Here is a 23,184-nt window from a genome sequence, read left to right as displayed (position 1 = left end):
GAGAGATGCTTCGACAAGCTCAGCATGACGGCCAAAGGGAAAAAAGGAGCAGCCTACCCGACTAGCACGGGCTCAGCCGCCGAAATTTCGGCCAGAATGGCGTGCACTTCGTCCACCGAGTAGGTTTCCACCAGGCGCATGCGCCACTGCTTGGCGCCTTCCAGGCCGCGGAAGTACTGGGCGTAGTGCCGGCGCATTTCCAGAATGCCGGACCGCTCGCCCTTCCACTCGATGCTCTTCTCGAAGTGCATGCGGCACATAGCTACCCGCTCCTCTACCGTGGGCGGGGCCAGCTTCTGGCCGGTAGCCACAAAGTGCTTGATTTCGCGGAAAATCCAGGGGTAGCCGATGCTGGCCCGGCCAATCATGATGCCGTCTACGCCGTAGCGGTTCTTGTACTCCACCGCTTTTTCCGGCGAGTCGATGTCGCCGTTGCCGAAAATCGGAATCTTGATGCGGGGGTTTTCCTTGATTTTGGCAATCAGGCGCCAATCGGCCTCGCCCTTGTACATCTGCACCCGGGTACGGCCGTGCACCGTGAGGGCCGCAATGCCGATGTCTTGGAGCCGTTCGGCTACTTCCTCCACGTTCAGCGTGTTTTCGTCCCAGCCCAGGCGGGTTTTTACCGTTACGGGCAAGTGAGTGGCTTTCACCACGGCCGAGGTCATTTCCACCATCTTCGGAATGTCGCGCAGCAAGGCTGCTCCGGCGCCCCGGCAGGCTACCTGCTTTACCGGGCAGCCGTAGTTGATGTCAATCAAATCGGGGCCAGCCAGGGTGCTGATGCGGGCACACTCGCCCATGGTGGCCACGTCGGAGCCAAAGAGCTGAATGCCGATGGGCCGTTCGTAGTCGAACACGTCGAGCTTCTTGCGGCTCTTGGCGGCGTCCCGAATCAGGCCTTCCGAAGAAATAAACTCGGTATACATCAAATCGGCCCCATTGGCCTTGCATACGGCCCGGAACGGCGGATCCGAAACGTCCTCCATGGGCGCTAAGAGCAACGGGAAATCAGGCAGGGCAAGGTCGCGGATGTGTACCACAGGAAAAGCTATTACAGGAATTTGCGCAAATTTACGACTCTTCCAAGTTTTCGTAACCGCCTGCCCCCTATGAAAGGTTTCGTCTCCAGCCGTTTGCACCCATTGGTAAACCTGATGTTGCTGCTGGGGCTGGCCGTGGCCACTTTTTGCATTGCCGGTTTCTTCGCCACGGTATTCAGTAATCTGTTCTTCGGGGTGGGCCTCAGGGAAATGGGCAACGTCACGCAGAACCCCCAGGCTCACCCCAATGGCTGGGCCGTGCTCATGCTCACCCAGGGTATCACGCTGTTTGTGATGCTGGCCGGAGCCGCTTGGGGCCTGGTACTGGTAACGGGGCAGTCGGTGCGCGACTATTTCATGCCCCGCCGGCCCGTTTCGGCGTTGTGGCTGGTGGCCGCCGCCGCCCTGATTATTCTGAGTCTGCCGCTGATGTCGGCCTTTATTCAGTGGAATGCCGATATGCATCTGCCCGGTTTCTTCGGCGGCTTCGAGCGTTGGGCCCGGGCCAAGGAAGAGGAGCTGAAGGGAGTTACGGCCTTCCTGACCCGGCTCAACTCGCCGGTGCGGCTGGCCGTAGCCCTGCTGGTTATCGGGGTGGTGCCGGCCATCAGCGAAGAGCTGTTTTTTCGGGGCGTCATCCAACGCAACCTCGTCGACTTGTTTAAGTCGCGCCACGCGGGCGTGTTCCTGGCCGCCGCTATTTTCAGCGCCATTCACATGCAGTTTCTGGGCTTTATTCCGCGCTTCGTGCTGGGCCTGATTCTGGGCTACCTCTACGAGTGGAGCGGTAATATTCTGGTGCCGATGGCGGCCCACTTCACCCAAAATGCCTTTCAACTGCTGCTGATTTACGTGCAACAGCAACAGTGGGCGGGTGCCGACTTCGACCCCGATTCGACTGACAGCATGCCTTGGTACCTCGTGCTGCTGTCGGCGCTGTTCACTGGGGCGGTACTTTACTTTTTACAGCAACGCCGCCTGGCCGCTGCTCCTTCCGAAATGCACACGCTCAGCAGCGGCGGGGTGGCCGTGGCCTCGCCCGAAACCGCCCCCACCGAAACCCGTACGCTCGGCAGTAAAGGGGCTGAAGCCAAGTAGCCGCCCCATCATCTTTCTTCTCCGCTCCGAATTTCCGTCTCCGTTGTCAGAGTCCTCGCCCTTGCCCACCGCTACCAACGACCCGCCCGCCGACGGTAGAAAACCCATGTCCAACCTGGCCCAGCGCGTCATCTTCGGCGTGATTGGGGCCGTACTGCTGCTGGGCTCGGTGTGGTTTAGCGCCTGGACGTTTGCCCTGTTCTTTGCCTTGGTGCAGGCCAAGATGCTGCACGAGTTTTACCGCATGATGCGGGAGGCCGGCTACAAGCCGGCGGCTATTCTGGGCATCTGCATCAGCCTACTGATCTTCTTCACGGTTTTTATTGAAAATCAGTTTGCGCAGTACGATGGGGGCCCCGAAAACCGGATTGTCCAGGCGGCGGAACTGACGCTTATTGGCCTGGCTCTGCTGCTTTCCGTGCTGCTGCTGCTGCGCGAGATGTCGGCCTGGCCGCGCGAAAATCAGTCGGTTGTGCCCTTTGCCAATGTGGGCGTCAATCTGCTGGGGCTGTTCTATGTCAGCTTGCCCATGAGCCTGCTAAGCGCGGTGGCCTTCGCCGATGCGGCGGGCCAGGCCAGTTACGACTACCGCCGCATCTTCGCCCTGCTCTTCCTGGTATGGTGCTCCGATATTGGCGCTTACGCGGCCGGTAAAACTTTCGGCAAGCACAAGCTGGCCCCTACTATTTCGCCCGGCAAAACCTGGGAAGGCGCCATCGGGGGCTTTCTGCTCACGCTCCTTATGGGCTGGGCCCTGGGCTTCTGGCTCACGGATTTGTCGCTGGCCTACCGCCTCGTCGCGGCCGGCACCGTGGCCGTCTTCGGGCCCCTCGGCGACCTGGCCGAGTCCATGCTCAAGCGCAGCGTCGACATCAAGGATTCGGGCACCATCATGCCCGGGCACGGCGGCCTGCTCGACCGCTTCGACGCCTTTCTCTTTATCCTGCCCGTGCTGGCCTTGCTGCAGCTGCTCTTTGCCTAGCCCGAAAAAGGAGCACCTCGCTCCGCTTTCCTGCGTATGGCATAAACTAGTACCTTTGGCCCCTCAATTACGGCGTCCGGTTCCGGCTTCCCACCGCTGAACCCCGCCTTTTTTTCTTACCCACCCATCACAATTTACTCTTCCCGTATGGCTGCCACCACGGTGTACAAAGAGCCGGCTCCAATCATGGACCGTGAAAATCCCTTGGAATCAATGATGTCGCGCTTCAATATCGCGGCGGAGATTCTGGGGCTCGACGATTCAACGTATAACGTCCTCAAAGCGCCCGACAAGCAGGTTATCGTCAGCATCCCGGTGACGATGGACAACGGCAAGGTGCGCGTGTTCGAAGGCTACCGCGTGGTGCACAACACCATCCTGGGTCCCTCGAAAGGCGGTATCCGCTACGACATGAACGTGCACATCGACGAAGTAAAGGCCCTGGCGGCCTGGATGACGTGGAAGTGCGCCGTGGTTGATATTCCCTACGGCGGAGCCAAAGGCGGTATCATCTGCGACCCAACCACGATGAGCCCCGGCGAAATCGAGCGTCTGACCCGCGGCTACACCCTGGCCATGAAAGACGTCTTCGGCCCCGACCGCGACATTCCGGCGCCCGACATGGGCACCGGCCCCCGCGAAATGGCGTGGCTGATGGACGAATTCTCCAAGACCGTGGGGGCTACTTCGCCGGCTGTGGTTACCGGCAAGCCCCTGGTAATGGGTGGCTCGTTGGGCCGCACCGAGGCCACCGGCCGCGGCGTAATGGTTTCGGCCCTGGCGGCCATGAGCAAGCTGGGCATGAAGCCCGAGGAATCGTCGGCCGTAGTACAGGGCTTTGGCAACGTAGGCTCCTGGGCGGCTAAGCTGCTCTGCGAGAAAGGCGTGAAAATCAAGGGCGTGTCTGACATCAGCGGGGCCTACTGGAACGAGAATGGCATCAACATCGACGAAGCCATTGCTTATAAAAACGTGCACAACGGCCGTCTCGAAGGCTACACCGGCGCTACCCTCATGAACGCCGATGAACTTCTGCTCGCCGATGTGGACGTGCTGGTGCCCGCCGCCGTGGAAGACGTGATTACCGAGCACAACGCCCACGACATCAAGGCTAAGCTCATCGTGGAAGGTGCCAACGGCCCTACCTCGGCTTCCGCCGACCCTATCATTAATGAGAAGGGTATCATGGTAGTGCCCGACATCCTGGCCAACTCCGGGGGCGTGACGGTTTCCTACTTCGAGTGGGTACAGAACCGCCTGGGCTACAAGTGGAGCGAGGACATGGTGATTGAGCGCGCCGAGCGTATCATGACCGATGCTTTCGAGAAAGTGTATGCTACTTCCCAGAAGTATAAAGTACCGATGCGCATTGCCGCCTACGTGGTAGCCATCGACAAAGTAGCCCAGACGTATAAGTTCCGCGGCGGCTTCTAGGCGCGGAACTCGTGAAATGGTCAAATGGTGAGTTTGTTTAAACTGCGCAAACTGCGCCAGCAGAACCAAAGCTCACCATTTTACGAGTTCACAATTTCACGGTCTCCCTACTATATTTGCTTTCGGATAGCCCGGGCCGGGAGGCTCGGGCTATCTTTGTGTAGTTTGACACGTAATGGTTTAGCTGGGGATATTATTTCGCCAGCTTCTGTTTCTGATAATAGCGTCTGAACCAGCAAAATTTGATTCCTGACTCAGCGCTAATCTGCGATATATGAAGATTCACAAAGAAGGACGACGCATCTTATTTTTTACGTTGCTGGCCCTGTTGGCCGTCAATCTGTTGCTGTTCCAGTTCAACGCCCGCGCCGTTACTTTCAACCGCATTTTTGTCGGAGCCTCGGTTATTGCGTTTCTGCTGCTGCTGCAGTTTTTCCGCAGCCCGTTTCGCAACCTGCTCACCCACGAGGATCTGCTCATTGCCCCCGCCGACGGCAAGGTGGTGGTAATTGAGGATGTGCACGAGCCCGAGTACTTCGACGATATGCGCAAGCAGATCAGCATCTTCATGTCGCCGATTAACGTGCACATCACCCGCAACCCGATTTCGGGCATCGTGCGCTACTTCAAGTATCATCCCGGCAACTACCTGGTGGCTTGGCACCCCAAAAGCAGCACCAAAAACGAGCGGACGACCGTCGTGGTGCAGTCCGAAGCCGGCCCCATGGTTTTGTTCCGCCAGATTGCCGGCGCCATGGCCCGCCGCATCGTGTGGTACGTGAACGAAGGCGACGAAGTAAGCCAGGGTGAGGAGTTCGGCTTTATCAAGTTCGGCTCCCGCGTCGATTTGTTTGTGCCGCTCGATACGGAAGTGAAAGTGCAGATCGGGGAGAAGGTAAAAGGCGGCCAAACGGTTATTGCCCAGCTCAAGACCAGCCAGCCCACGCTGTTCGGCAGCTAAGGCGGTTTCTACTATACAACAAAAAGGCCCGCAGCTTCGTGCTGCGGGCCTTTTTGTTTGGTGGCACGGAGCCGCGCAAACTGTCTGGCTCGATGACCCGCGCCAGTCGAATCGTTCAGCCGCACGAACTACGCAGTGCTACTTGCCTAAAACCACGTGGCGGCCTGCTGCATTAGCTGCTCCAGAGCCGCTTGGTCGTCGTGGTCGAAGTCGTTGAGCTGGTCACTGTCCACGTCGAGTACGGCCACAACTTGGCCATCCTTGAGAATGGGCACCACAATTTCGGACTTGGACTCCGAGCTACAGGCAATGTGGCCGGGAAACTGCTCTACGTCGGGCACGAGCAGGGTTTGGGCCTGGGCCCAGCTGCTGCCGCACACGCCTTTGCCGTGCCGGATGCGGGTGCAGGCAATGGGGCCCTGAAACGGACCCAGCACCAGCTCGTCGTTCTTAACCAGGTAAAAGCCGACCCAGAAAAAGCCGAAAGCCTGGCGCAGCGCCGCCGCCGTATTAGCCAGGTTGGCTACTAAGTCGGGCTCCCCGGTAGTCAGGGCCTCAATCTGGGGCAGGAGCTGGCGGTATTTTTCCGCTTTGGTAAGTGTCGTGTCGAGGATGAGTTCTTCAGCCATGAAGTGGTAAACTGGTAAGAGGGTGAGGGAGTAGTTGGCTGGTGTGGTATTGCGCGGGTAAAACAGATGAAATGGCAAAAGGATGGCAGAGGTTTATTTTGTTTCACGGGCACTCGTTGAACGCCAACTCACCATCTCACTAGTTCACCATTTCACCGGTTGTAGTATACAAAAACGTCGTCGTCGCCGAGGGTGAACTGCTCGTGCAGGCCCGAGAGGCCGTGCTTGGGCGCGGCAATGCCGCCGCCGAGCTTGTGGCGGCTGCGCAGAATCCGCATTTCGTCCCAGAGCCCGTCGCGCAGCAGGGAGCTGAGTACCGTGGGCCCACCTTCCACCAGCACCGACTGCACATTGCGCTGGTAAAGGTTGGCAAACAGCTGGGGAAACAGGTCGTCGGCCTCCGACAGCGTGATATAGCCCAGGTTGTCCTTGGTGGCCCGCTCCCGGTAGGTATAGACCAGTGTGGGCTGCTGTCCGTCAAACAAATGATGGGAAGGCGGCAAGCTCAGGTTCTTGTCGATAACGACACGAATCGGGTTCTGGCCCGGCCACTCCCGGGCGTTGAGGCGGGGGTTGTCATGCAGGGCGGTGCGGGTGCCGATGAGAATGGCCTGCTCCTCGGTGCGCCACTGGTGCACGGCCGCCTGGGCCAGAGGCCCACTGATGCGCACCGGCTGGAAATACGGCCCGGCCAGGTAGCCGTCGGCCGTTTCGGCCCACTTGAGCACCACGTAGGGGCGTTTTTTTTCCTGAAACGTGAAAAACCGCCGGTTGAGCCAGCGTCCTTCGGTTTCCAGCACCCCGGTTTCGACCTGGATGCCGGCGGCCCGTAGCCTTTCCAGCCCCTGGCCGGCCACCAGCGGATTGGGGTCGAGGTTGCAGACTACCACGTTCTTCACGCCCTTGGCAATCAGTAAGTCGGCGCAGGGTGGGGTTTTGCCGAAGTGGGAGCAAGGCTCCAGCGTTACATACACCCGGCTTTGTGCGAGCAGGCGTTGGTCGGCCACCGAGGCCAGGGCGTTTACTTCGGCGTGGGGGCCGCCATACTGCCGGTGCCAGCCTTCCCCAATGATGCGGCCCTCGTGCGTGACTACGCAGCCGACTAAGGGATTGGGGCGGGCGTAGCCGGTACCCAGGCGGGCCAGGTCCAGGGCCCGGCGCATCATTAAAGCGTCAAAGTCGGTCATGGTGGGTTAGCGCGTAACTTTGCAGGTGCCGAAGGTACGCACTTGCCCCCGAGCTGTGTCACTGGTCGAGTTTCATCTGTTCTGCTTTTTCTATGCCTACTGTTCGCCAGCTGACCACGGCGCTTGCCACCGCCCTGCAGGCCGTTTATCCGGAGGCCGAAGCCGCCAGCATAGCCGCAATGGTCATGGAGCACGTGCTCCAGATGTCGCCCCTGCAGCGCCGAATGCGGGCCGGTGAGGAAGTGGCGCCGGCAATGGTTGAGCAGGTTACCGCCGTGCAGGCGCGGCTGGTGCAGCACGAGCCGGTGCAATACGTGCTGGGCGTGGCCTACTTTGCCGGTCTGGAGCTGGAAGTAACGCCGGCCACCCTGATTCCGCGACCTGAAACTGAGGAGCTGGTGGCCCTGATTAGTGCCGAGCAGCACGGCCAAACCGACTTGACCATAGTCGATATTGGCACCGGCAGCGGCTGCATCCCCATTGCCCTGCAGCAGGCCCTGCGGCCACAGCGCGTCGTGGGCGTAGATATTTCCGAAGCGGCCCTGGAAGTAGCCCGCCGCAACGCGGCCCGCTACCACAGCCCGGTAACGTTTGTACAGGCCGACATCTTAACCCAGGAGCCGGCGGCTGTGGACGCTGGCTCGGTGGCGGTGCTGGTCAGCAACCCGCCCTACGTGCTGGAGAATGAACGGCCCCTGATGCGGCGCAATGTGCTGGACTACGAGCCCGCCACGGCCCTGTTTGTACCCAACCACGACCCGCTGTTATTCTACCGCCGCATCGGGCAGCTGGGGCAGCGCTGGCTGCGGCCGGGTGGCGCCCTGTACTTCGAAATCAACGAGCAGTACGCCGCTGAGCTGGTTGGGCTGCTGCAAGAACAGGGCTATACTACGGTTGAGCCGCGTCAGGATATTTTTGGCAAAGACCGGATGGTGCGGGCCACCAAAAACGGGTAAGCTTCTCACTACCAAACCGCGTGCTACGGGCCGGCGGCTAAACTTCTCCGCATCTTAACCGACAAACCTTTGAAAAGCCCTACCTTTGCGGGCTCAAAAACTGCCGACCTGACCCCAAGCTTCTCCTCTGTGACGGATGCTCCTGCTTACTATGCGCACCCTACCGCCGTCCTCGACGAAGGCTGCCGCATTGGAGACGGGTGCCGCATCTGGCACTTTGCCCACCTGATGCCCGGCTGTGAGCTGGGCGAAAAGTGCAGCATCGGCCAGAACGTTATGATTGCCGACGGGGTGAAGCTGGGCCGCAACGTGAAGGTCCAGAACAACGTGAGCCTGTACACCGGCGTCGAGTGTGCCGACGACGTGTTCCTGGGCCCGTCCGTGGTGTTTACCAACGTGCGCAACCCGCGCAGCGCCGTCGTGCGCCGCGACCAGTACCAGCCCACGGTGCTGGAAAAGGGCGTGAGCATCGGGGCCAACAGCACCATCGTGTGCGGCGTACGGCTGGGCGAATATGCCTTTGTCGGGGCGGGCTCGGTGGTTACCAAGGACGTGCAGCCGTATGCGTTAGTATATGGCAACCCAGCCCGGCAGCACGGCTGGATAAGCGCCTTTGGGCACCGGCTGCAGTTCGACCCGGCCGGATACGCCACGTGTCCGGAAAGTGGCGAACAATATTTGCTTACCAATCATCAGGTTTCCCGTATTAGCATCCGCTAACTCTGAATTTCGCAACGTGTACGAGCAACTCCTCCAGAAACAGACCAAACTGGCCGTCATCGGCCTCGGCTACGTGGGCCTGCCCATCGCCCTCGAATTTGCCCGCAAGCTCAGCGTTATCGGCTTCGACATCAACGCCGCCCGCGTGGATTTGATGCGCAATAACATTGACCCCAGCGGCGAGTTGGAGGCCAAGGACTTCGAAGGCTGCGACATCACCTTCACCGATTCGCTGGACGTGCTACGGGAGGCTACGTTCTTTATCGTGGCCGTGCCCACACCCATCGACGAGCACGCCATGCCTGACCTCAAACCCCTGTTGGGTGCTTCGAGCAGCGTGGGCAAAGTGCTCAAGAAAGGCGACTACGTGGTGTTTGAAAGCACCGTGTACCCCGGCTGCACCGAGGAAGACTGCATTCCAGTAATGGAAAAGCTCTCAGGCCTGAGCTTCGCCAACGGTGACTTTAAAGTGGGCTACTCGCCCGAGCGTATCAACCCCGGCGACAAGGAGCACACCCTGACCAGCATTGTGAAGGTGGTGAGCGGTTGCGACGAGGAGTCGCTCGACATCATTGCCAAGCTTTACGAACTGGTGGTGAAGGCCGGCGTACACCGCGCCAGCAGCATTAAGGTGGCCGAGGCCGCCAAGATCATCGAAAACACCCAGCGCGACGTCAACATTGCCTTGATGAACGAGCTGTCGATGATTTTCGACCGCATGAGCATCAACACCTACGAGGTGCTCGAAGCCGCTGGTACCAAGTGGAACTTCCTGAAGTTCTCGCCCGGCCTGGTGGGCGGCCACTGCATCGGCGTAGATCCTTACTACCTGACCTACAAGGCCAAGGAGCTGGGCTACGACGCGAAAGTGATTCTGAGCGGCCGGACCACTAACGACAACATGGGAGCCTACATCGCCCGCAAAACGGTGCAGATGATGATTAAGCAGGGCAAGGACGTGGCCAAAAGCCGGGTGCTGGTGATGGGCGCGACCTTCAAGGAAAACGTGGAAGACATCCGCAACTCCAAGGTGGCCGACGTGATTCAGGAGCTGAAGAACTTCTCGGTGAACGTCGACATCGTGGACCCGCACGCGGACTCCGACGAGCTGCACCACGAGTACGGCTTCCGCCTGATTCCCGAAAATGAAATCCGTAAGGACTACGACGCGGTAATCGTGGCCGTAAGCCACCAGCCCTACCTGGCCCTGGATGAAGCGTACTTCCAGTCCATTACCTCCGAAAACCCCGTGCTGGTCGACATCAAAGGCCTATACCGCGGCAAGATGAACGGCATTCAGTACTGGAGCCTGTAAATCTGGTTTTTAGCTATTTGTTTTTGGTTTTTGGCTACGATAGGCCGGGGCCAAAAACCAAAAACCAAAAACAAAAAACCAAGCAATGGAACGTACGAAAATCGTGGTGACGGGCGGGGCCGGCTACATTGGCTCCCACGCGGTGGTTGAGCTGTTTGAGGCCGGCTACCAGCCGATTATTATCGACAACTTCAGCAACTCCCAGGAAACGGTGCTGGATGGCCTGAAGGACATTCTGGGGGAGGCCGTGCCTTGCTACAACATCGACTGTGGCGACGAAGCAGCCCTGCGCGGCGTGTTCGACCAGGAGTCGGACATTCGCGGCATCATTCACTTTGCCGCCTACAAAGCGGTGGGTGAGTCGGTGCAGCAGCCGCTGAAGTACTACCAGAACAACGTCGGTTCGCTCATCACGCTGCTCAAGGTGATGCCTGACTACGGCGTGGTTAATCTGGTTTTCTCGTCGTCGTGCACCGTATACGGCATTCCGGACCAGCTGCCCGTAACCGAGCAGACCCCGACCAAGCCAGCGACGTCGCCCTACGGCAATACCAAGAAAATCTGCGAGGATATCCTCAACGACGTGGCTTCCGTGTCGAACAGCGCCATCCGGACCATTCTGCTGCGCTACTTCAACCCGATTGGGGCCCACGCTTCGGCCCGCATTGGCGAGCTGCCTTTGGGCGTGCCCAACAACCTGGTGCCCTTTATCACCCAGACGGCCGCCGGCATCCGGGAGAAGCTGACCATCTACGGCGATACCTACGACACGCCCGACGGGACCAACATCCGGGACTACGTGCACGTGGTCGACCTGGCCAAGGCCCACGTGGTGGCCGTGCAACGCCTGCTCGATGCCACAGGCGAGGCGGTAGAAACCTTTAACGTGGGCACGGGCCGCGGCAACAGCGTGCTGGAAGTGGTGCAGGCCTTTGAGCGGGCTACCGGTCAGAAGCTGAACTATACCATCGGGCCACCACGCACCGGCGACGTGCCCGCCATTTACGCCGATGTGACCAAGGCGACGCAGGAACTGGGCTTTAAAACTACGGCTACCCTGGACGAGGCCTTGGCTAGCTCCTGGAAGTGGCAGCAGGCTTTGGCAAAATAACAAAACGCATCAGGTAGCCCCAACCGGCCGCCGGACAGCTTATTAAAACCTCCTAATCATGAAAATCATCATCACCGGCGGGGCCGGCTTCATTGGCTCGCACGTGGTGCGCCTGTTCGTAACAAAGTATCCTGAGTATCAGATTCTGAACCTGGATGCCCTGACCTACGCCGGCAACCTGGAAAATCTGCGTGACATCGAGCATGCGCCTAACTACCGCTTGGTGAAAGGTGACATTACCGATCAGGCCTTCGTCGACCATCTGTTTGCTACCGAAGAGCCCGACGCCGTGATTCACCTCGCGGCCGAGTCGCACGTAGACCGCAGCATCACCGACCCGCTGGCTTTCGTGAAAACGAACGTGCTGGGCACGGTGCACTTGCTGAATGCGGCCAAAAACCTGTGGAAGCCGCTGGGCTACGAAGGCAAAACCTTCTACCACGTCAGCACCGACGAGGTGTACGGCTCCTTGGAAATGGGCCCCGAGATGTTCACCGAGGACACGCCCTACGACCCCCGTTCGCCCTATTCAGCTTCGAAAGCGGCTTCCGACCACTTCGTGCGGGCCTGGTACCACACCTACCACATGCCGGTGAAGCTGAGCAACTGCTCGAACAACTACGGCCCCAACCACTTTCCTGAGAAGCTGATTCCGCTGGCTATTCACCGCATTCAGCACGGGCAGCCCGTGCCGGTGTATGGCAAAGGCGAGAACGTGCGCGACTGGCTGTTCGTGAAAGACCACGCCACCGCCATTGATGCCGTGTTCCACAAAGGCAAAGTGGGCGAAACCTACAATATTGGCGGCGTGAACGAGTGGCAGAATATTGAGCTGATTAACCTGCTCTGCGACGTGCTCGACGAAAAGACCGGCCGCGAAAAGGGTACCTCACGCAAGCTCATCACCTACGTAACCGACCGCGCCGGCCACGACCTGCGCTACGCCATCGACTCCTCGAAAATCATGAATGAGCTGGGCTGGAAACCCTCCGTGACCTTCGAGCAAGGCCTGGCCCAAACCGTGGATTGGTACCTGGAAAACACCGAGTGGCTCGAGCACGTAACCAGCGGCGCCTACCAGCAATACTACCAGCAGCAGTACAACCGCTAGCAGCCGGTACGCAAACGTGTCCTTGTGAGGAGGAACGACGAAGCAATGACAAACTACCAGAATGTATAATACTCCTTTTCACGACCAGCCGCTCGATAACCTGACGTTTCTGGTGACGGGCGGCGCGGGCTTTATTGGCTCCAACCTGGTTGAATACCTGCTGAAGTACGGCGCTAAAAAAGTGCGCGTGCTGGATAACTTCTCCAACGGCTTCCGCAAAAATCTGAACCTGTTTGCTGGTAATCCGGCGCTGGAAGTCATCGAAGGCGACATCCGGGACCGGCAAACCTGCATCGACGCCTGCGTGGGTGTGGACGTTGTGTTGCACCAAGCCGCGCTAGGCTCGGTGCCCCGCTCCATCAACGACCCGATTACCTCCAACGACGTGAACGTGGGTGGCTTTGTCAATATGCTGGTGGGTGCTAAGGAAGCTGGCGTGAAACGCTTCGTGTACGCGGCTTCCTCCTCAACCTACGGCGACCATAAGGCCCTGCCCAAGGTGGAGGACCGGATTGGCAAGCCGTTGTCGCCCTACGCCGTGACCAAGTACGCCAATGAGCTCTATGCTGACGTATTTGGCAAAACCTACGGCATGGAAATTATTGGCCTGCGCTACTTCAACATCTTCGGCCCCCGCCAGGACCCGAATGGTGCGTATGCGGCCGTTATTCCGCTCTTTATTGATGCCGTGCTGCAAGGCAAGCCCCCGCGCATGAACGGCGACGGTGGGCAGACCCGCGACTTTACCTTCGTGGAAAACTGCGTGCAAGCCAACATCAAGGCGGCGCTGGCACCCAACCCGGAAGCGGTGAACCAGGTCTACAACGTGGCCGTGGCCGACCGTACCTCGCTCAACGACCTGTTCAATATCCTGAAAGAGGAAGCTGGCTCCGACATCACGCCCGAGTACGGCCCCGACCGCGCCGGAGATATCCGAGACTCGCTGGCCGACATCAGCAAGGCCCAGAATCTGCTTGGTTACAATCCGCAAATTCGTATTCGGGAAGGTCTGCAGAAAACCCTGGCTTGGTTTACGGAAAATCAGGCGTTTATTGCCGAGCGCAACTAATTTTGGCCGTCGTCAGGCTAAGGGCCGCCGACGTATCTCCGCCGCCGCTGTAGGAATAAAGTACTCCGGCCGTAGAGACACGTCGGTTGCGCCGAGCCTGTCCCGCTTTTTTCAAGACCACAAGTCCCTACTATGAAAGGCATTATCCTGGCCGGTGGCTCCGGCACCCGCTTGCACCCGCTCACGCTGGCCGTCAGCAAGCAGCTCATGCCGGTGTACGACAAGCCGATGATTTATTATCCGCTGTCGATTCTGATGATGGCGGGTATCCGCGAAATCCTCATCATCACCACACCCCACGACCAGGAGCAGTTCAAGCGCCTGCTCGGCGACGGGCAGAAGCTGGGCTGCGACTTTCAGTACGCGGTGCAGGAAGTGCCCAATGGCCTGGCCCAAGCCTTCGTAATCGGCGCCGATTTTATTGGCAACGACAAAGTAGCCCTGGTACTCGGCGACAACATCTTCCACGGCGAAGGCCTGGAAGAGCTGCTGCAAAACAACAATAACCCCGACGGCGGCGTGGTGTATGCCTACCACGTGCACGACCCCGAGCGCTACGGCGTAGTGGAGTTTGACGAAAATAAAAAGGCCCTCAGTATCGAGGAAAAGCCCAAGCAGCCCAAGAGTAACTACGCGGTGCCCGGCCTGTATTTCTACGACAACGAGGTAATCCAGATTGCCAAAGACCTGAAACCTTCCGCCCGCGGCGAGTACGAAATTACCGACGTGAACCAGGAATACCTGCGCCGTGGCAAGTTGAAAGTGGGCATTCTGGGCCGGGGCACGGCCTGGCTCGATACCGGCACGTTTGAATCCCTGATGCAGGCCTCCGAGTTTGTGCGCGTCATTGAGCAGCGGCAGGGCCTCAAAGTAGGCTCTATTGAGGAAATTGCCTACCGTCAGGGCTTTATTACGGCCGACCAACTGCGCGAAATTGCCGCTCCGCTGCGCAAGAGCGGCTACGGCGACTACCTGATGAGCCTGCCCGAATCGTTGCTGCTGGAGAAGTAACCTCGATTCGCACGTACCGAAAAAGCCTCTGTTATTCGTAGCGGAGGCTTTTTACTTTTAAGTTGTTGCCATTATCTTCCCTGCCTATGGAGCCCCTGACTTATCAGGATTTCACCCTCAAAGCCCACTTGCGCGACCGGGCGGGCGTGGAAGAGCGGTTGCGGGCGTTGGGCTTTGCCTATATCGGCCTGGATGAGCAACGTGACACTTATTTCGAGATTAGCCCAGGCAAGCTTAAGCTGCGGCAGGGGACCATTGAAAACCTAGTGACGCACTACGAGCGGGTCGCGGATAAGGCCGCTGAAAAAACCGTGGTGTACGTGTACGACCTGAACCCTTCACCTCAGCAAATTGCCGACCTCTACGCCAGGCATACCGTAGTGGGTGTCGTGGAAAAAAGCCGCCGTATCTACCGCTTGGGCAACGTCAAGATTCACCTGGATACTACCGCTGATGCAGCCGAGTTCCTGGAAATTGAGGTCTTCGACCACACCAACCAGCAGCCCGCCCAGGAGCTGGAAGCTAAGTGCCACCAAGTGCGAGAAAGCCTGGGCGTTGGAAGCGGGGACTTGCTACCCACAGGCTATTTCACCGCCTGATAGTGCCGCAGTCAGAAGATAATTCCGGCCACCAGGCCCGCCAGCACAATAACATAGGAGGGAAACTTGTCCCAGAGCAGCACCAGGAAGGTAGCGGCTACCAGGGCCAGATTAACCGGCGTATCAGGTAAGGGGTGGTACAGCAGGAAGGTAGCAGCGCACACGAGCCCGGCCGATACGGCATTGATTCCTTCCAACGATGCCTTCACAACCCGATACTGTTTGAGCTGGTCCCAGAAGCGGATTAGAAAAAAGATAAGTAGCGTACCGGGCATAAAAATGCCGGCCGCAGCCACTACTGCCCCCAGAATCTGGCTGCCGATACCGCCACCCTCCTGACGCATGGCCAGGGCGCCGATGTAAGAAGCAAAGGAAAAATTCGGGCCGGGCATGGCCTGCACCAGCCCCAGGCCCGACAAAAACTCCTGCGTTGAAAGGTAGTGCTTGAATTCTACGAACTCGGCAAAAAGAAGCGGCGCCAGTACTTGCCCGCCCCCAAACACCAGGCTGCCGTTACGGTAGAAGTTCTCAAACAGACGCACGGGCAGCAGCCGGGTGTAGTGGCCCAACACGGCGGCGCCAACCAACACGGCCAGCCATAAGGCGAAATTAGCCCACTCAATACGCAGGGGCTGTTTCTTTTCTAGTACCGGCATTTTGCGGTACCGAAACGTCGTGACGACTCCGCCGGCAATGAGCAGCAGCGGCAGCACCGAGGGCAACTGAAACCGGTAGGCCAGCATGGAGGCTGCCACCATCAGCGCGACGGAGGTTTTGGTATGAATAACCTTCTCCGAAATCTTGTAGGCTGAATACGCCACAAACCCTACCGCAATGGGCTGCACGTATTGCACCACGTGCGCTACCTGGTCTTTGTCGAGGTAAGAGATGGTGAGGCCTGCCAGTGTCATCAGCGTCACGGCCGGCAGCATCCAGACCAGGACCGTGAGATACGCCAGGTTTGGCCCGCCCAGACGGAAGCCGATGGCCGTAATGGTTTGGGTGGAAGTCGGGCCCGGCAATATCTGACACAGGGCGGTAAGCTCGAGCAGCTCGGCCGCTGTAAGATAACGGCGCTTGTCGACCAGCAGGCGCAGCATCATGGCCATATGGGCTTGGGGGCCACCGAAGGCCGTGCAGCCTAGGGCCGCCACATCTTTCAGGAAAATAATTCCTCGCACCCGCTTCGTGCGGGCTCCACGGGGGCCACGGGGGGACGGCGCGAGCTGAATTTCTTCCGTTTCCAAAGGCAAATGCTTAGTAGTCAGTTTAAGGACGCGGAAAGCCGGGGCAAAAGCAATAGTGGCGCTTGCTTGCAAGCGTTCCTAACGAGGGCAGCGGCCGGCCAGAAAAAAGCTGCCGGTTGCTGAGTGGTGCCTGGAGCTTCCAGGGCATAACCTTCAACAACCGGCAGCTTACGCGGTACGGAGTACTTACTTTTTCTTCTTCAGGCCCAGCTCGATCAACCGCTCATTCAGAAATTCACCGGCGGTGATGTCTTCCTGCTGCTTGGGATTATCGGGCGTAATGCAGCTTTCCAGAGCGGCTAGGCTCATTTCCGAGCGGGGGTGCATGAAGAACGGTACCGAGAAGCGGGAAGAGTTCATTTTTTCGCGGGGTGGGTTTACCACCCGGTGAATCGTGCTCTTCAGCACGCCATTGGTCAGGCGCTGTAGCATGTCGCCCACGTTCACTACGATCTGGTCGGGCAGGGCCGTAATCGGAATCCAGTGCCCGTCGCGGCGCAGCACCTGCAGGCCGTCGGCGGAGGCTCCCATGAGCAGCGTAATCAGGTTGATGTCGCCGTGCTCGGCGGCGCGCACAGCATCAGCGGGCACCTCATCGGGGTTCTCGATGGGGAAGTAGTGGATGGGCCGCAGGATGCTATTGCCGTTGCGAACCTTGTCGTCGAAATAATTTTCGGGCAGGTTCAGGTACAGCGCAATGGCGCGCAGTACGTCTTTCCCGGCGGCTTCCAGCGTCTTATACGTGGTGAGCGTGCTTTCGCGGAAAGAGGAGATTTCCTCGGGCCAAATATTGTCGGGGTACTCGCTCTTGATGGGGTCGTTCTCATCGTCGACCTCCTGGCCCACGTGGAAAAACTCCTTCAAGTCGCCGGTGTTGCGACCCTTGGCGTGCTCCTTGCCTTTGCTGATATAGCCCCGCTGCCCCGCTAGCTCGGGGTTTTCGTAGCGTTGCTTGGCATCGTCGGGCAGGGCAAAGAAGGCCTTGACATCATTGTAAAGGGCGGCAGTCTGTTCGTCGCTCAGGCCGTGGTTTTTCAGCGCCACAAAACCAATGTTCTGATACGCCGCGCCCAGTTGCTGAACGAAGCGGGCCTTGCGCTCCGGGTCACCGGAACGAAAATCGGCCAAGTCGAGGGAGGGAATTTCTTCCAACAATTTTTCTTCCATAGCGGAAAATCAATATACTTTTGAGCAAACCTTACGTATTGCGCAAGGTACTTAAAAAATCATTCGTCGTCCCGGTGTCGGGGCGCGGCCGGACGAGCGGTCCGGTGGTCATCTTAACCCTTCCACCATTTCCCTCATGAAAGCATCTGCTTTACTAATGAGCAGCGCGATGCTGCTTGGTCTGGCTGCCTGCGACACGGCCAGACAACAACAAGAGTCGGGCTCACAGGCCACGGCCGAACGCGTATCCTCGGCTACTACCGCTTCCATGGAGAAAAACGGCATTCGCCTGACGCCGTTCACGGATTCGCCCAAAAACCCCGAAGCCCAGTTGCAGCTTAAGTCTCCCGCCACGGGCTCTACGGTGCCCAGCGGCAGCGTGTCGTTCGACTACGACATCACCAACTTCCAGCTCACCAAGATGACGGGCGGGATGCACTCGGAGGAAATGGCTAACTCGGAAAAGGGTCAGCATATTCATAATATCGTTGATAACGAGCCCTATACGGCTCATTACACGACGGAATTTACCAAGCCAATTGCCGACGGCCAGCACGTGGTACTGTCGTTCCTGTCGCGCTCCTACCACGAAAGCCTCAAGCACCGTGGTGCCTACGACCTACGGGTAATCACCGTTGGCAAGGCTCCCGCTACGCCGTTGAACGCCGACCTGCAGGCTCCGCACTTGTTCTACAGCCGCCCCAAAGACACGTACTCGGGCAAGGATGCCGCCAAGGTTATGCTCGATTTCTACCTGGTTAACACCACCTTGTCGCCGGAGGGCAACAAGGTCCGGGCTACGATTAACGGCACCGAATTCATGCTCGACCAGTGGGCTCCGTTCATGATGGAAGGCCTGCCCGCCGGCCAAAACACGGTGAAGCTGGAGCTGGTAGACGCCAGCGGCAACCTGATTCCCGGGCCGTTTAACTCGGTAACGCGCAATTTCACGCTGCAGCCCTAAGGCCCAGTTTGGATTGATAAAACACAAAATGCCCGGCTGCCTCTCTGGTGGCCGGGCATTTTGCTTTACCCGCAGGAAAGCACAACCAACGCTACACCGGCCGAAAGCTGCGGATCCGCCAGTTGATGGCTACCTCAAAGTACGGGTACAGGTTGTTGGTGCGGCGCTGTAAGTCTTCCGTGGCGTAGCTGGGGCCGGCGTAGGTGCCCTGGCCCGGCTGGTAGCGGTAGAAGGTGCGCAACTGCTGCAGCCACAAGCTGGTAACAACCGAAAAGCCCGCCTGGGTATGACGCTCATATGCTACCTCCGGGCCTTGCTGCCGCGTCAGGTGGCGCAGATAAATAAGCGTGGGCGCGGCCCCGCTGGCATCGTCGAGCAAGGTGGCGCGGCCGTGGGTGCGCTGTTCCAAAAACCGGTAGCCCAGGCGTAGGCTGCTTTGCCCCCGCCGCCCGCTCCAACTGTGGCGCAGGGTGGCCGATAGGTCATGCGTAATGGTGGTATCCAGGGGGCTTTCCTTGAACTGCTGCCAGTTGAGCAGCCCAATCCGGTTTTCGCGCCGGATGTAGTCTACCGCTGCCAGCAAGCGGGGTGTAAACTGATAGCTGAGGTGCTGCTGCTGCTCCAAAACACGGCTGGCCCGGTTTTTTAGCTGCTCGCTTAGCCGGTCGCGCACCTGGTAGCTTACCCACAAGTGGTAGCTCGACTTCAGGCTGAACCGCCCCGGTGCCCAGGTAAACGAGGGCTCCCAGTGCAGCAGCCGGTCGGTGTAGTTTTCGGCGCTGAGCGAAGCCCGGATAAAAACGAACTGCCGGTATTCGGCCCCCACTGCTAGGGAGGTGCGAAAGGCCCCGGCCCAGCGCCCCACCCACACCATCCGCAAGGCGTGCTGGGCCTCGTCGCGGTCCTGGTCGTTGGCGTCGCTGGGCGTGTCGACGCGCAGCAGCTGAGCCAAGCCCAGCAGGGAAACCGAGTGGCGCGGCAACGGCAGCCAGGTAAGCTCCGACTGCCAAAGGGTCGTTTTTTCGGATATGTCCTTGATCTGCTCCCGCTCCGTGGCGGCGCTCAGCTTGGTGGGCGAGAGGTTACGGTTATTCTCGAGGGCGTAATTTCGATTTCGCTCCCGGTAGTTGAACAACACCATAAACTGCAGCTTTTTACTGCTCAGGCGCATTTCCTGGCGCGTATCAAGTTCAAGCTGCTGGTAGCCCAGGTTTTGTATCGTGTCCGATTCGGCTCCCAGTTGTCGGTACCCAAAGGCCCGACGCGGCAAGGCCAGCAGGTTGTCAGAGCGAAAAGAAACCTTATCGGCCAACTGGTATACCCAGCTGGCCTGGGCCGCAATGGTGTCGCTCTGAATCCGTTGCACGTTGCCCGGGACGTAGTCTTCGGCCCGGTTGGAACGGTAGCCCAGGCGCAGGGCCCCGCTGGAAAGCTCATCGAAGCGTCGCTCGTAGAAACCCTCGGCTAGCGTGCGTTGCCACACCCGGGGCCCAAGTTGGGAGCGGGTCCCAAAGAGGCGCACAGCTACGGGCTGCTTGGCCTGCTGGCCCGGGTAAATTAGGGTCGTCACTTCCAGGCCGTAGGACGGGCCCGCGTCGCGGCGGCCGTTGCGGGCATCGTAGCCCAGACCGCCGAAGCCAACGTAACGAGCTACCGACAACGTATCGGCTGCGGCGGGGCGCAGCCGATGCTGATAGCTCAGGCGCGCCAGCCAGGCACCAGTTCGCGTAGCATTGGCCCGGCTTTGCTCATAGTGCAGCAACTGTCCTATTTGCCAACGTCGGGACAAGGACCAGGTATGCAACACATTGGCCGCGTAGTCTTCCCGCACGAAGGGCGGTTGGCCCCGGTCGTCGTAAATCCAGTCGCTAAGCAAACGGTACTGAATTGCCTGCCGGGTGGAGAGTGAGGCCCGGCCGCGCAAGTCGGTTTGCTGGGAATAGGTGCTGACGCCAACCCGCCGGGCCCGAAACGCTAGTAATACCAGCGAATCGGCGGTGGGAGCAGTGCTGCCGGGCGTCAGGGCCTGCGCGCGCAGCAGCTCTGTCGGGCCCAGCAGAATCAGCAGCAGCAGGCAGGCAGCAGACAGATAAGCTCGGCAGCAAGGCATGGTAATAACGCAAAGGCGACCTGACAAAAGGCCACTGACAATGCGTAAGGTAGCTAATCGGGGAGCGGACTGCAACCGTCGGGCAAATCTGGGTTTTAGACAAAAAAAAAGCTGCGGAAGAGTTGGAGTGCGTATTTTTGGCTTGGCTTTAGCTTCACACGAAACCTCCTTGCAGTTCAGGACGTCTTGAGTGTTCGAACCTGTCGTGCCGACAGGGCGGATGCTCCCGGAGGCCTTTGTTTTGCCATATAGCTTATGATTGTTCGAAAACTTGTTCTCTCTTTAGGGCTGATTGTTGGAATGGGAAGCTGGGCACAGGCCCAGCGGGCCATATGGGCGGCGAAAGTAGTCGAGGTGTCTTCCCAGAAAGCAGAAGGAAAAGAGGCATTTTCTCCGGAGAAAGTACTGGGCGAGCCGAATGCGCAGCCCCTGGGGCAGATCAACAACGACGCGTGGATTCCGAAAAAGGAAGGTCCCAACGAGTTTATCGAGGTGCGCTACGGCAAATCCATCATTGCCAAGCAAGTCACCGTCGTGGAAAACTTCAATCCGGGCTCTATCACCAAGATCGAGCTGGTTGACACGCGCGGCACCAAGCACCAGGTGTACGAAAACAAGAGCCCGGGCCCCATTCCGGAACTGTTTCGCTCCCTGAGCATTACCTTCCCGGCCGGCACCTACCGCACCATTGGCGTGGTAGTATCCATGAATACCAAAGCCGTGGAGGGCGTCAACCAGATTGACGCCATCGGTATTGCCGACGTGGCCGAAACCATGGTCAAAAAGGAGTTCAAAGGCGAGTCGGAAGGCGTCAGCTTCGACTCGGCCATGGTAAACCTGGGCCAGAACGTCAACTCGAAGTACGTTGATACGCACCCGGTTATTTCGCCCGATGGCAAAACACTCTTCTTTGCCCGGCAGGAAAGTCCGCAGAACGTGGGGGGCGGCAACGACGTGCAGGACGTGTGGTACAGTACCCTGGCTAACGCCGCTAAGAAGACCTGGAATCAGGCCAAAAATATTGGCGGCCCCATCAACACCCCGGGGCCCAATGGCCTGGCCTCCGTGTCCTCGGATGGCAATACGGCCGTGCTCATCAACGTCTACAACCCCGACGGTAGCCTTGACCCGAAAGGAGCCAGTATCTCGCGCCGTACCAAGTCGGGCTGGGGCATGCCGGTCAAAATTGAAATCGAGGATTTCTACAACGACGACGACGAAAACGTCGACTATTTCCTGGGCACCTCGGGCAAGGTGCTGCTCATGGCCGTGCAGCGCAAGGACGGCAAGGGCGAACAGGATATTTACGTCAGTTTCCTGAAAGCCGACGGCCGAACCTGGACCCGCCCCAAGAACTTGGGTGGCACGGTGAATACGAAAAAGGCTGAGTTTGCGCCCTTTCTGGCCGCCGACGGCAAAACGCTGTATTTCGCTTCGGAAGGCCTGGGCGGGTACGGCAAGAGTGATATTTACTCCTCAAAGCGTTTGGATGACAGCTGGACCAACTGGTCGAAGCCGCGTAACCTGGGCCCGAATATTAACTCGCCCGATTTCGACGGCTACTTCACTTTGTCGGCTGCTGGTGAAGATGCCTACTTGGTATCGTCGCGTAACGGTATTGGCGGTTCGCGCGACATTTTCCGCATCAATCTGACTCCCCAGTTTAAGCCCGAAGTAGTAACCCTGGTGCGGGGTCGGGTACTGGACGCCGCTACGAAAAAGCCGGTAGCAGCTACTATTAAGTATGAAAACCTGCTGACGGGAGAGGAAATCGGTGTGGCCGAAACCAGCCCGGTAGATGGTTCCTACACCATCGTGCTGCCTTCAGGTGCGCACTATGGCTACCGGGCCGAGGCCGAAAACTACCTGGCCGAAAGTGACAACCTGGACGTAACCGACCGCCGAAACTACTCGGAGGTTACCCACGACCTGTTTCTGGTGCCTTTTGCGGTGGGTTCTACCATCAAGCTGAACAACATCTTCTTTGCCCAGAGTAAGTATTACCTGCGCGAGAATTCCTACCCCGAACTCCTGCGCTTGGTGCGCATCCTGCGCGACTATCCTACGGTAGAAATCAAGCTGGAAGGCCACACCGATAATCAGGGCGACCCGGCTCTGAACCTGAAGCTCAGCCTGGACCGCGTGAACGAGGTGAAGAAGTATCTGGTGTCGAAGGGTATCAGCGGCCACCGTATCACCACCGAGGGCTTCGGCGACAAAAAGCCCATTGCCAGCAACGAACAGGAAGACACCCGCAAGCTAAACCGCCGGGTAGAATTCCGGATTACGAAGAAGTAATGCCGGGCGAAGCGCTGAGGTGCTAGTGTAAGAGACTGGCCCGTGCCAGCGAAGCGTAGCTAGCCGTCCTCTGAAATGTGCTGAGCTTCCTAAACCGAAAAGCCCTTTCCTGTAACTAACGGGAAAGGGCTTTTTGGTAAATAGGATTAGGCACTGCACAGCGGACGGATTG

The 23,184-nt window shown here is 58.8% G+C and carries 20 protein-coding genes; 14 read left to right on the top strand and 6 right to left on the bottom strand.

The window, feature by feature from the left end; all coding sequences use genetic code 11:
* Positions 1-53: 53 nt before the first annotated feature.
* Positions 54-1,043, bottom strand: coding sequence for a tRNA dihydrouridine synthase DusB (gene dusB / locus E5K02_RS17185; protein WP_135396442.1), 990 nt, complete (start codon positions 1,041-1,043; stop codon positions 54-56).
* A gap of 69 nt (positions 1,044-1,112) precedes the next feature.
* On the opposite strand from dusB, the gene E5K02_RS17180 reads away from it, so the two are divergent.
* The 4 genes from E5K02_RS17180 (at position 1,113) to E5K02_RS17165 (ending at position 5,518) form a co-directional block, all read left to right on the top strand.
* Entirely contained in the window at positions 1,113-2,141 is a 1,029-nt protein-coding gene (locus E5K02_RS17180) for a CPBP family intramembrane glutamic endopeptidase (protein ID WP_135396441.1), read from the top strand.
* 43 nt (positions 2,142-2,184) lie between these two features.
* The gene (locus tag E5K02_RS17175) at positions 2,185-3,123 is read left to right on the top strand and encodes a phosphatidate cytidylyltransferase (RefSeq protein WP_135396440.1); all 939 of its coding nucleotides are present in this window, start codon (positions 2,185-2,187) and stop codon (positions 3,121-3,123) included.
* A 147-nt stretch (positions 3,124-3,270) separates the two neighbouring features.
* Positions 3,271-4,557, top strand: a complete 1,287-nt coding sequence (locus E5K02_RS17170; protein WP_135396439.1) for a Glu/Leu/Phe/Val family dehydrogenase — start codon at positions 3,271-3,273, stop codon at positions 4,555-4,557.
* Positions 4,558-4,831: 274 nt separating this feature from the next.
* A complete protein-coding gene (locus E5K02_RS17165; RefSeq protein ID WP_135396438.1) occupies positions 4,832-5,518 on the top strand; it encodes a phosphatidylserine decarboxylase family protein in 687 nt (228 codons plus the stop codon).
* A gap of 146 nt (positions 5,519-5,664) precedes the next feature.
* On the opposite strand, the gene E5K02_RS17160 is transcribed toward E5K02_RS17165, so the two are convergent.
* Together E5K02_RS17160 and ribD are read right to left on the bottom strand one after the other, a co-directional pair.
* Positions 5,665-6,147: a GAF domain-containing protein gene (locus tag E5K02_RS17160; protein WP_135396437.1), complete on the bottom strand. Its 483-nt coding sequence runs from the start codon at positions 6,145-6,147 to the stop codon at positions 5,665-5,667.
* Between the two features lie 152 nt (positions 6,148-6,299).
* Entirely contained in the window at positions 6,300-7,334 is a 1,035-nt protein-coding gene (gene ribD, locus E5K02_RS17155; protein ID WP_135396436.1) for a bifunctional diaminohydroxyphosphoribosylaminopyrimidine deaminase/5-amino-6-(5-phosphoribosylamino)uracil reductase RibD, read from the bottom strand.
* Between the two features lie 92 nt (positions 7,335-7,426).
* On the opposite strand from ribD, the gene prmC reads away from it, so the two are divergent.
* The 8 genes from prmC (at position 7,427) to E5K02_RS17115 (ending at position 15,226) form a co-directional block, all read left to right on the top strand.
* Positions 7,427-8,290 carry a peptide chain release factor N(5)-glutamine methyltransferase gene (gene prmC, locus E5K02_RS17150; protein ID WP_135396435.1) on the top strand — a complete coding sequence of 288 codons (864 nt, stop codon included), beginning with the start codon at positions 7,427-7,429 and terminating at the stop codon, positions 8,288-8,290.
* Positions 8,291-8,419: 129 nt separating this feature from the next.
* Entirely contained in the window at positions 8,420-9,010 is a 591-nt protein-coding gene (locus E5K02_RS17145; protein ID WP_135396695.1) for an acyltransferase, read from the top strand.
* A gap of 16 nt (positions 9,011-9,026) precedes the next feature.
* On the top strand, positions 9,027-10,325 hold the full coding sequence (locus E5K02_RS17140; protein ID WP_135396434.1) for a nucleotide sugar dehydrogenase: 1,299 nt from the start codon (positions 9,027-9,029) through the stop codon (positions 10,323-10,325).
* 85 nt (positions 10,326-10,410) lie between these two features.
* On the top strand, positions 10,411-11,436 hold the full coding sequence (galE, locus tag E5K02_RS17135; protein ID WP_135396433.1) for a UDP-glucose 4-epimerase GalE: 1,026 nt from the start codon (positions 10,411-10,413) through the stop codon (positions 11,434-11,436).
* A gap of 58 nt (positions 11,437-11,494) precedes the next feature.
* Positions 11,495-12,547: a dTDP-glucose 4,6-dehydratase gene (rfbB, locus tag E5K02_RS17130; protein ID WP_135396432.1), complete on the top strand. Its 1,053-nt coding sequence runs from the start codon at positions 11,495-11,497 to the stop codon at positions 12,545-12,547.
* Between the two features lie 61 nt (positions 12,548-12,608).
* Positions 12,609-13,616 (top strand): SDR family oxidoreductase, encoded by a 1,008-nt coding sequence (locus tag E5K02_RS17125; protein ID WP_135396431.1) that lies wholly within the window; start codon positions 12,609-12,611, stop codon positions 13,614-13,616.
* Positions 13,617-13,748: 132 nt separating this feature from the next.
* Entirely contained in the window at positions 13,749-14,627 is an 879-nt protein-coding gene (gene rfbA / locus E5K02_RS17120) for a glucose-1-phosphate thymidylyltransferase RfbA (RefSeq protein ID WP_135396430.1), read from the top strand.
* Positions 14,628-14,713: 86 nt separating this feature from the next.
* Positions 14,714-15,226 carry a class IV adenylate cyclase gene (locus tag E5K02_RS17115; protein ID WP_135396429.1) on the top strand — a complete coding sequence of 171 codons (513 nt, stop codon included), beginning with the start codon at positions 14,714-14,716 and terminating at the stop codon, positions 15,224-15,226.
* Between the two features lie 11 nt (positions 15,227-15,237).
* Here the strand turns inward: E5K02_RS17115 and chrA are convergent, their stop codons facing one another.
* A complete protein-coding gene (gene chrA, locus E5K02_RS17110) occupies positions 15,238-16,473 on the bottom strand; it encodes a chromate efflux transporter (protein ID WP_240737331.1) in 1,236 nt (411 codons plus the stop codon).
* Between the two features lie 186 nt (positions 16,474-16,659).
* Complete coding sequence (locus tag E5K02_RS17105; protein WP_135396428.1) at positions 16,660-17,640, bottom strand: isopenicillin N synthase family dioxygenase; 981 nt, start codon at positions 17,638-17,640, stop codon at positions 16,660-16,662.
* 136 nt (positions 17,641-17,776) lie between these two features.
* Here E5K02_RS17105 and E5K02_RS17100 point away from each other — a divergent pair, with 136 nt between their 5' ends.
* Positions 17,777-18,604 carry a hypothetical protein gene (locus E5K02_RS17100; RefSeq protein WP_135396427.1) on the top strand — a complete coding sequence of 276 codons (828 nt, stop codon included), beginning with the start codon at positions 17,777-17,779 and terminating at the stop codon, positions 18,602-18,604.
* A gap of 91 nt (positions 18,605-18,695) precedes the next feature.
* On the opposite strand, the gene E5K02_RS17095 is transcribed toward E5K02_RS17100, so the two are convergent.
* On the bottom strand, positions 18,696-20,714 hold the full coding sequence (locus E5K02_RS17095; RefSeq protein WP_135396426.1) for a hypothetical protein: 2,019 nt from the start codon (positions 20,712-20,714) through the stop codon (positions 18,696-18,698).
* Positions 20,715-21,014: 300 nt separating this feature from the next.
* On the opposite strand from E5K02_RS17095, the gene E5K02_RS17090 reads away from it, so the two are divergent.
* A complete protein-coding gene (locus E5K02_RS17090; protein WP_167856465.1) occupies positions 21,015-23,012 on the top strand; it encodes an OmpA family protein in 1,998 nt (665 codons plus the stop codon).
* Positions 23,013-23,184: the final 172 nt, after the last annotated feature.

The sequence above is a fragment of the Hymenobacter metallicola genome (genome assembly GCF_004745645.1).
Classification (GTDB): Bacteria; Bacteroidota; Bacteroidia; order Cytophagales; family Hymenobacteraceae; genus Hymenobacter; species Hymenobacter metallicola.
The sequence above is the reverse complement of the archived record's forward strand: the minus strand, read 5'-3'. Positions and strand labels throughout refer to the sequence as shown.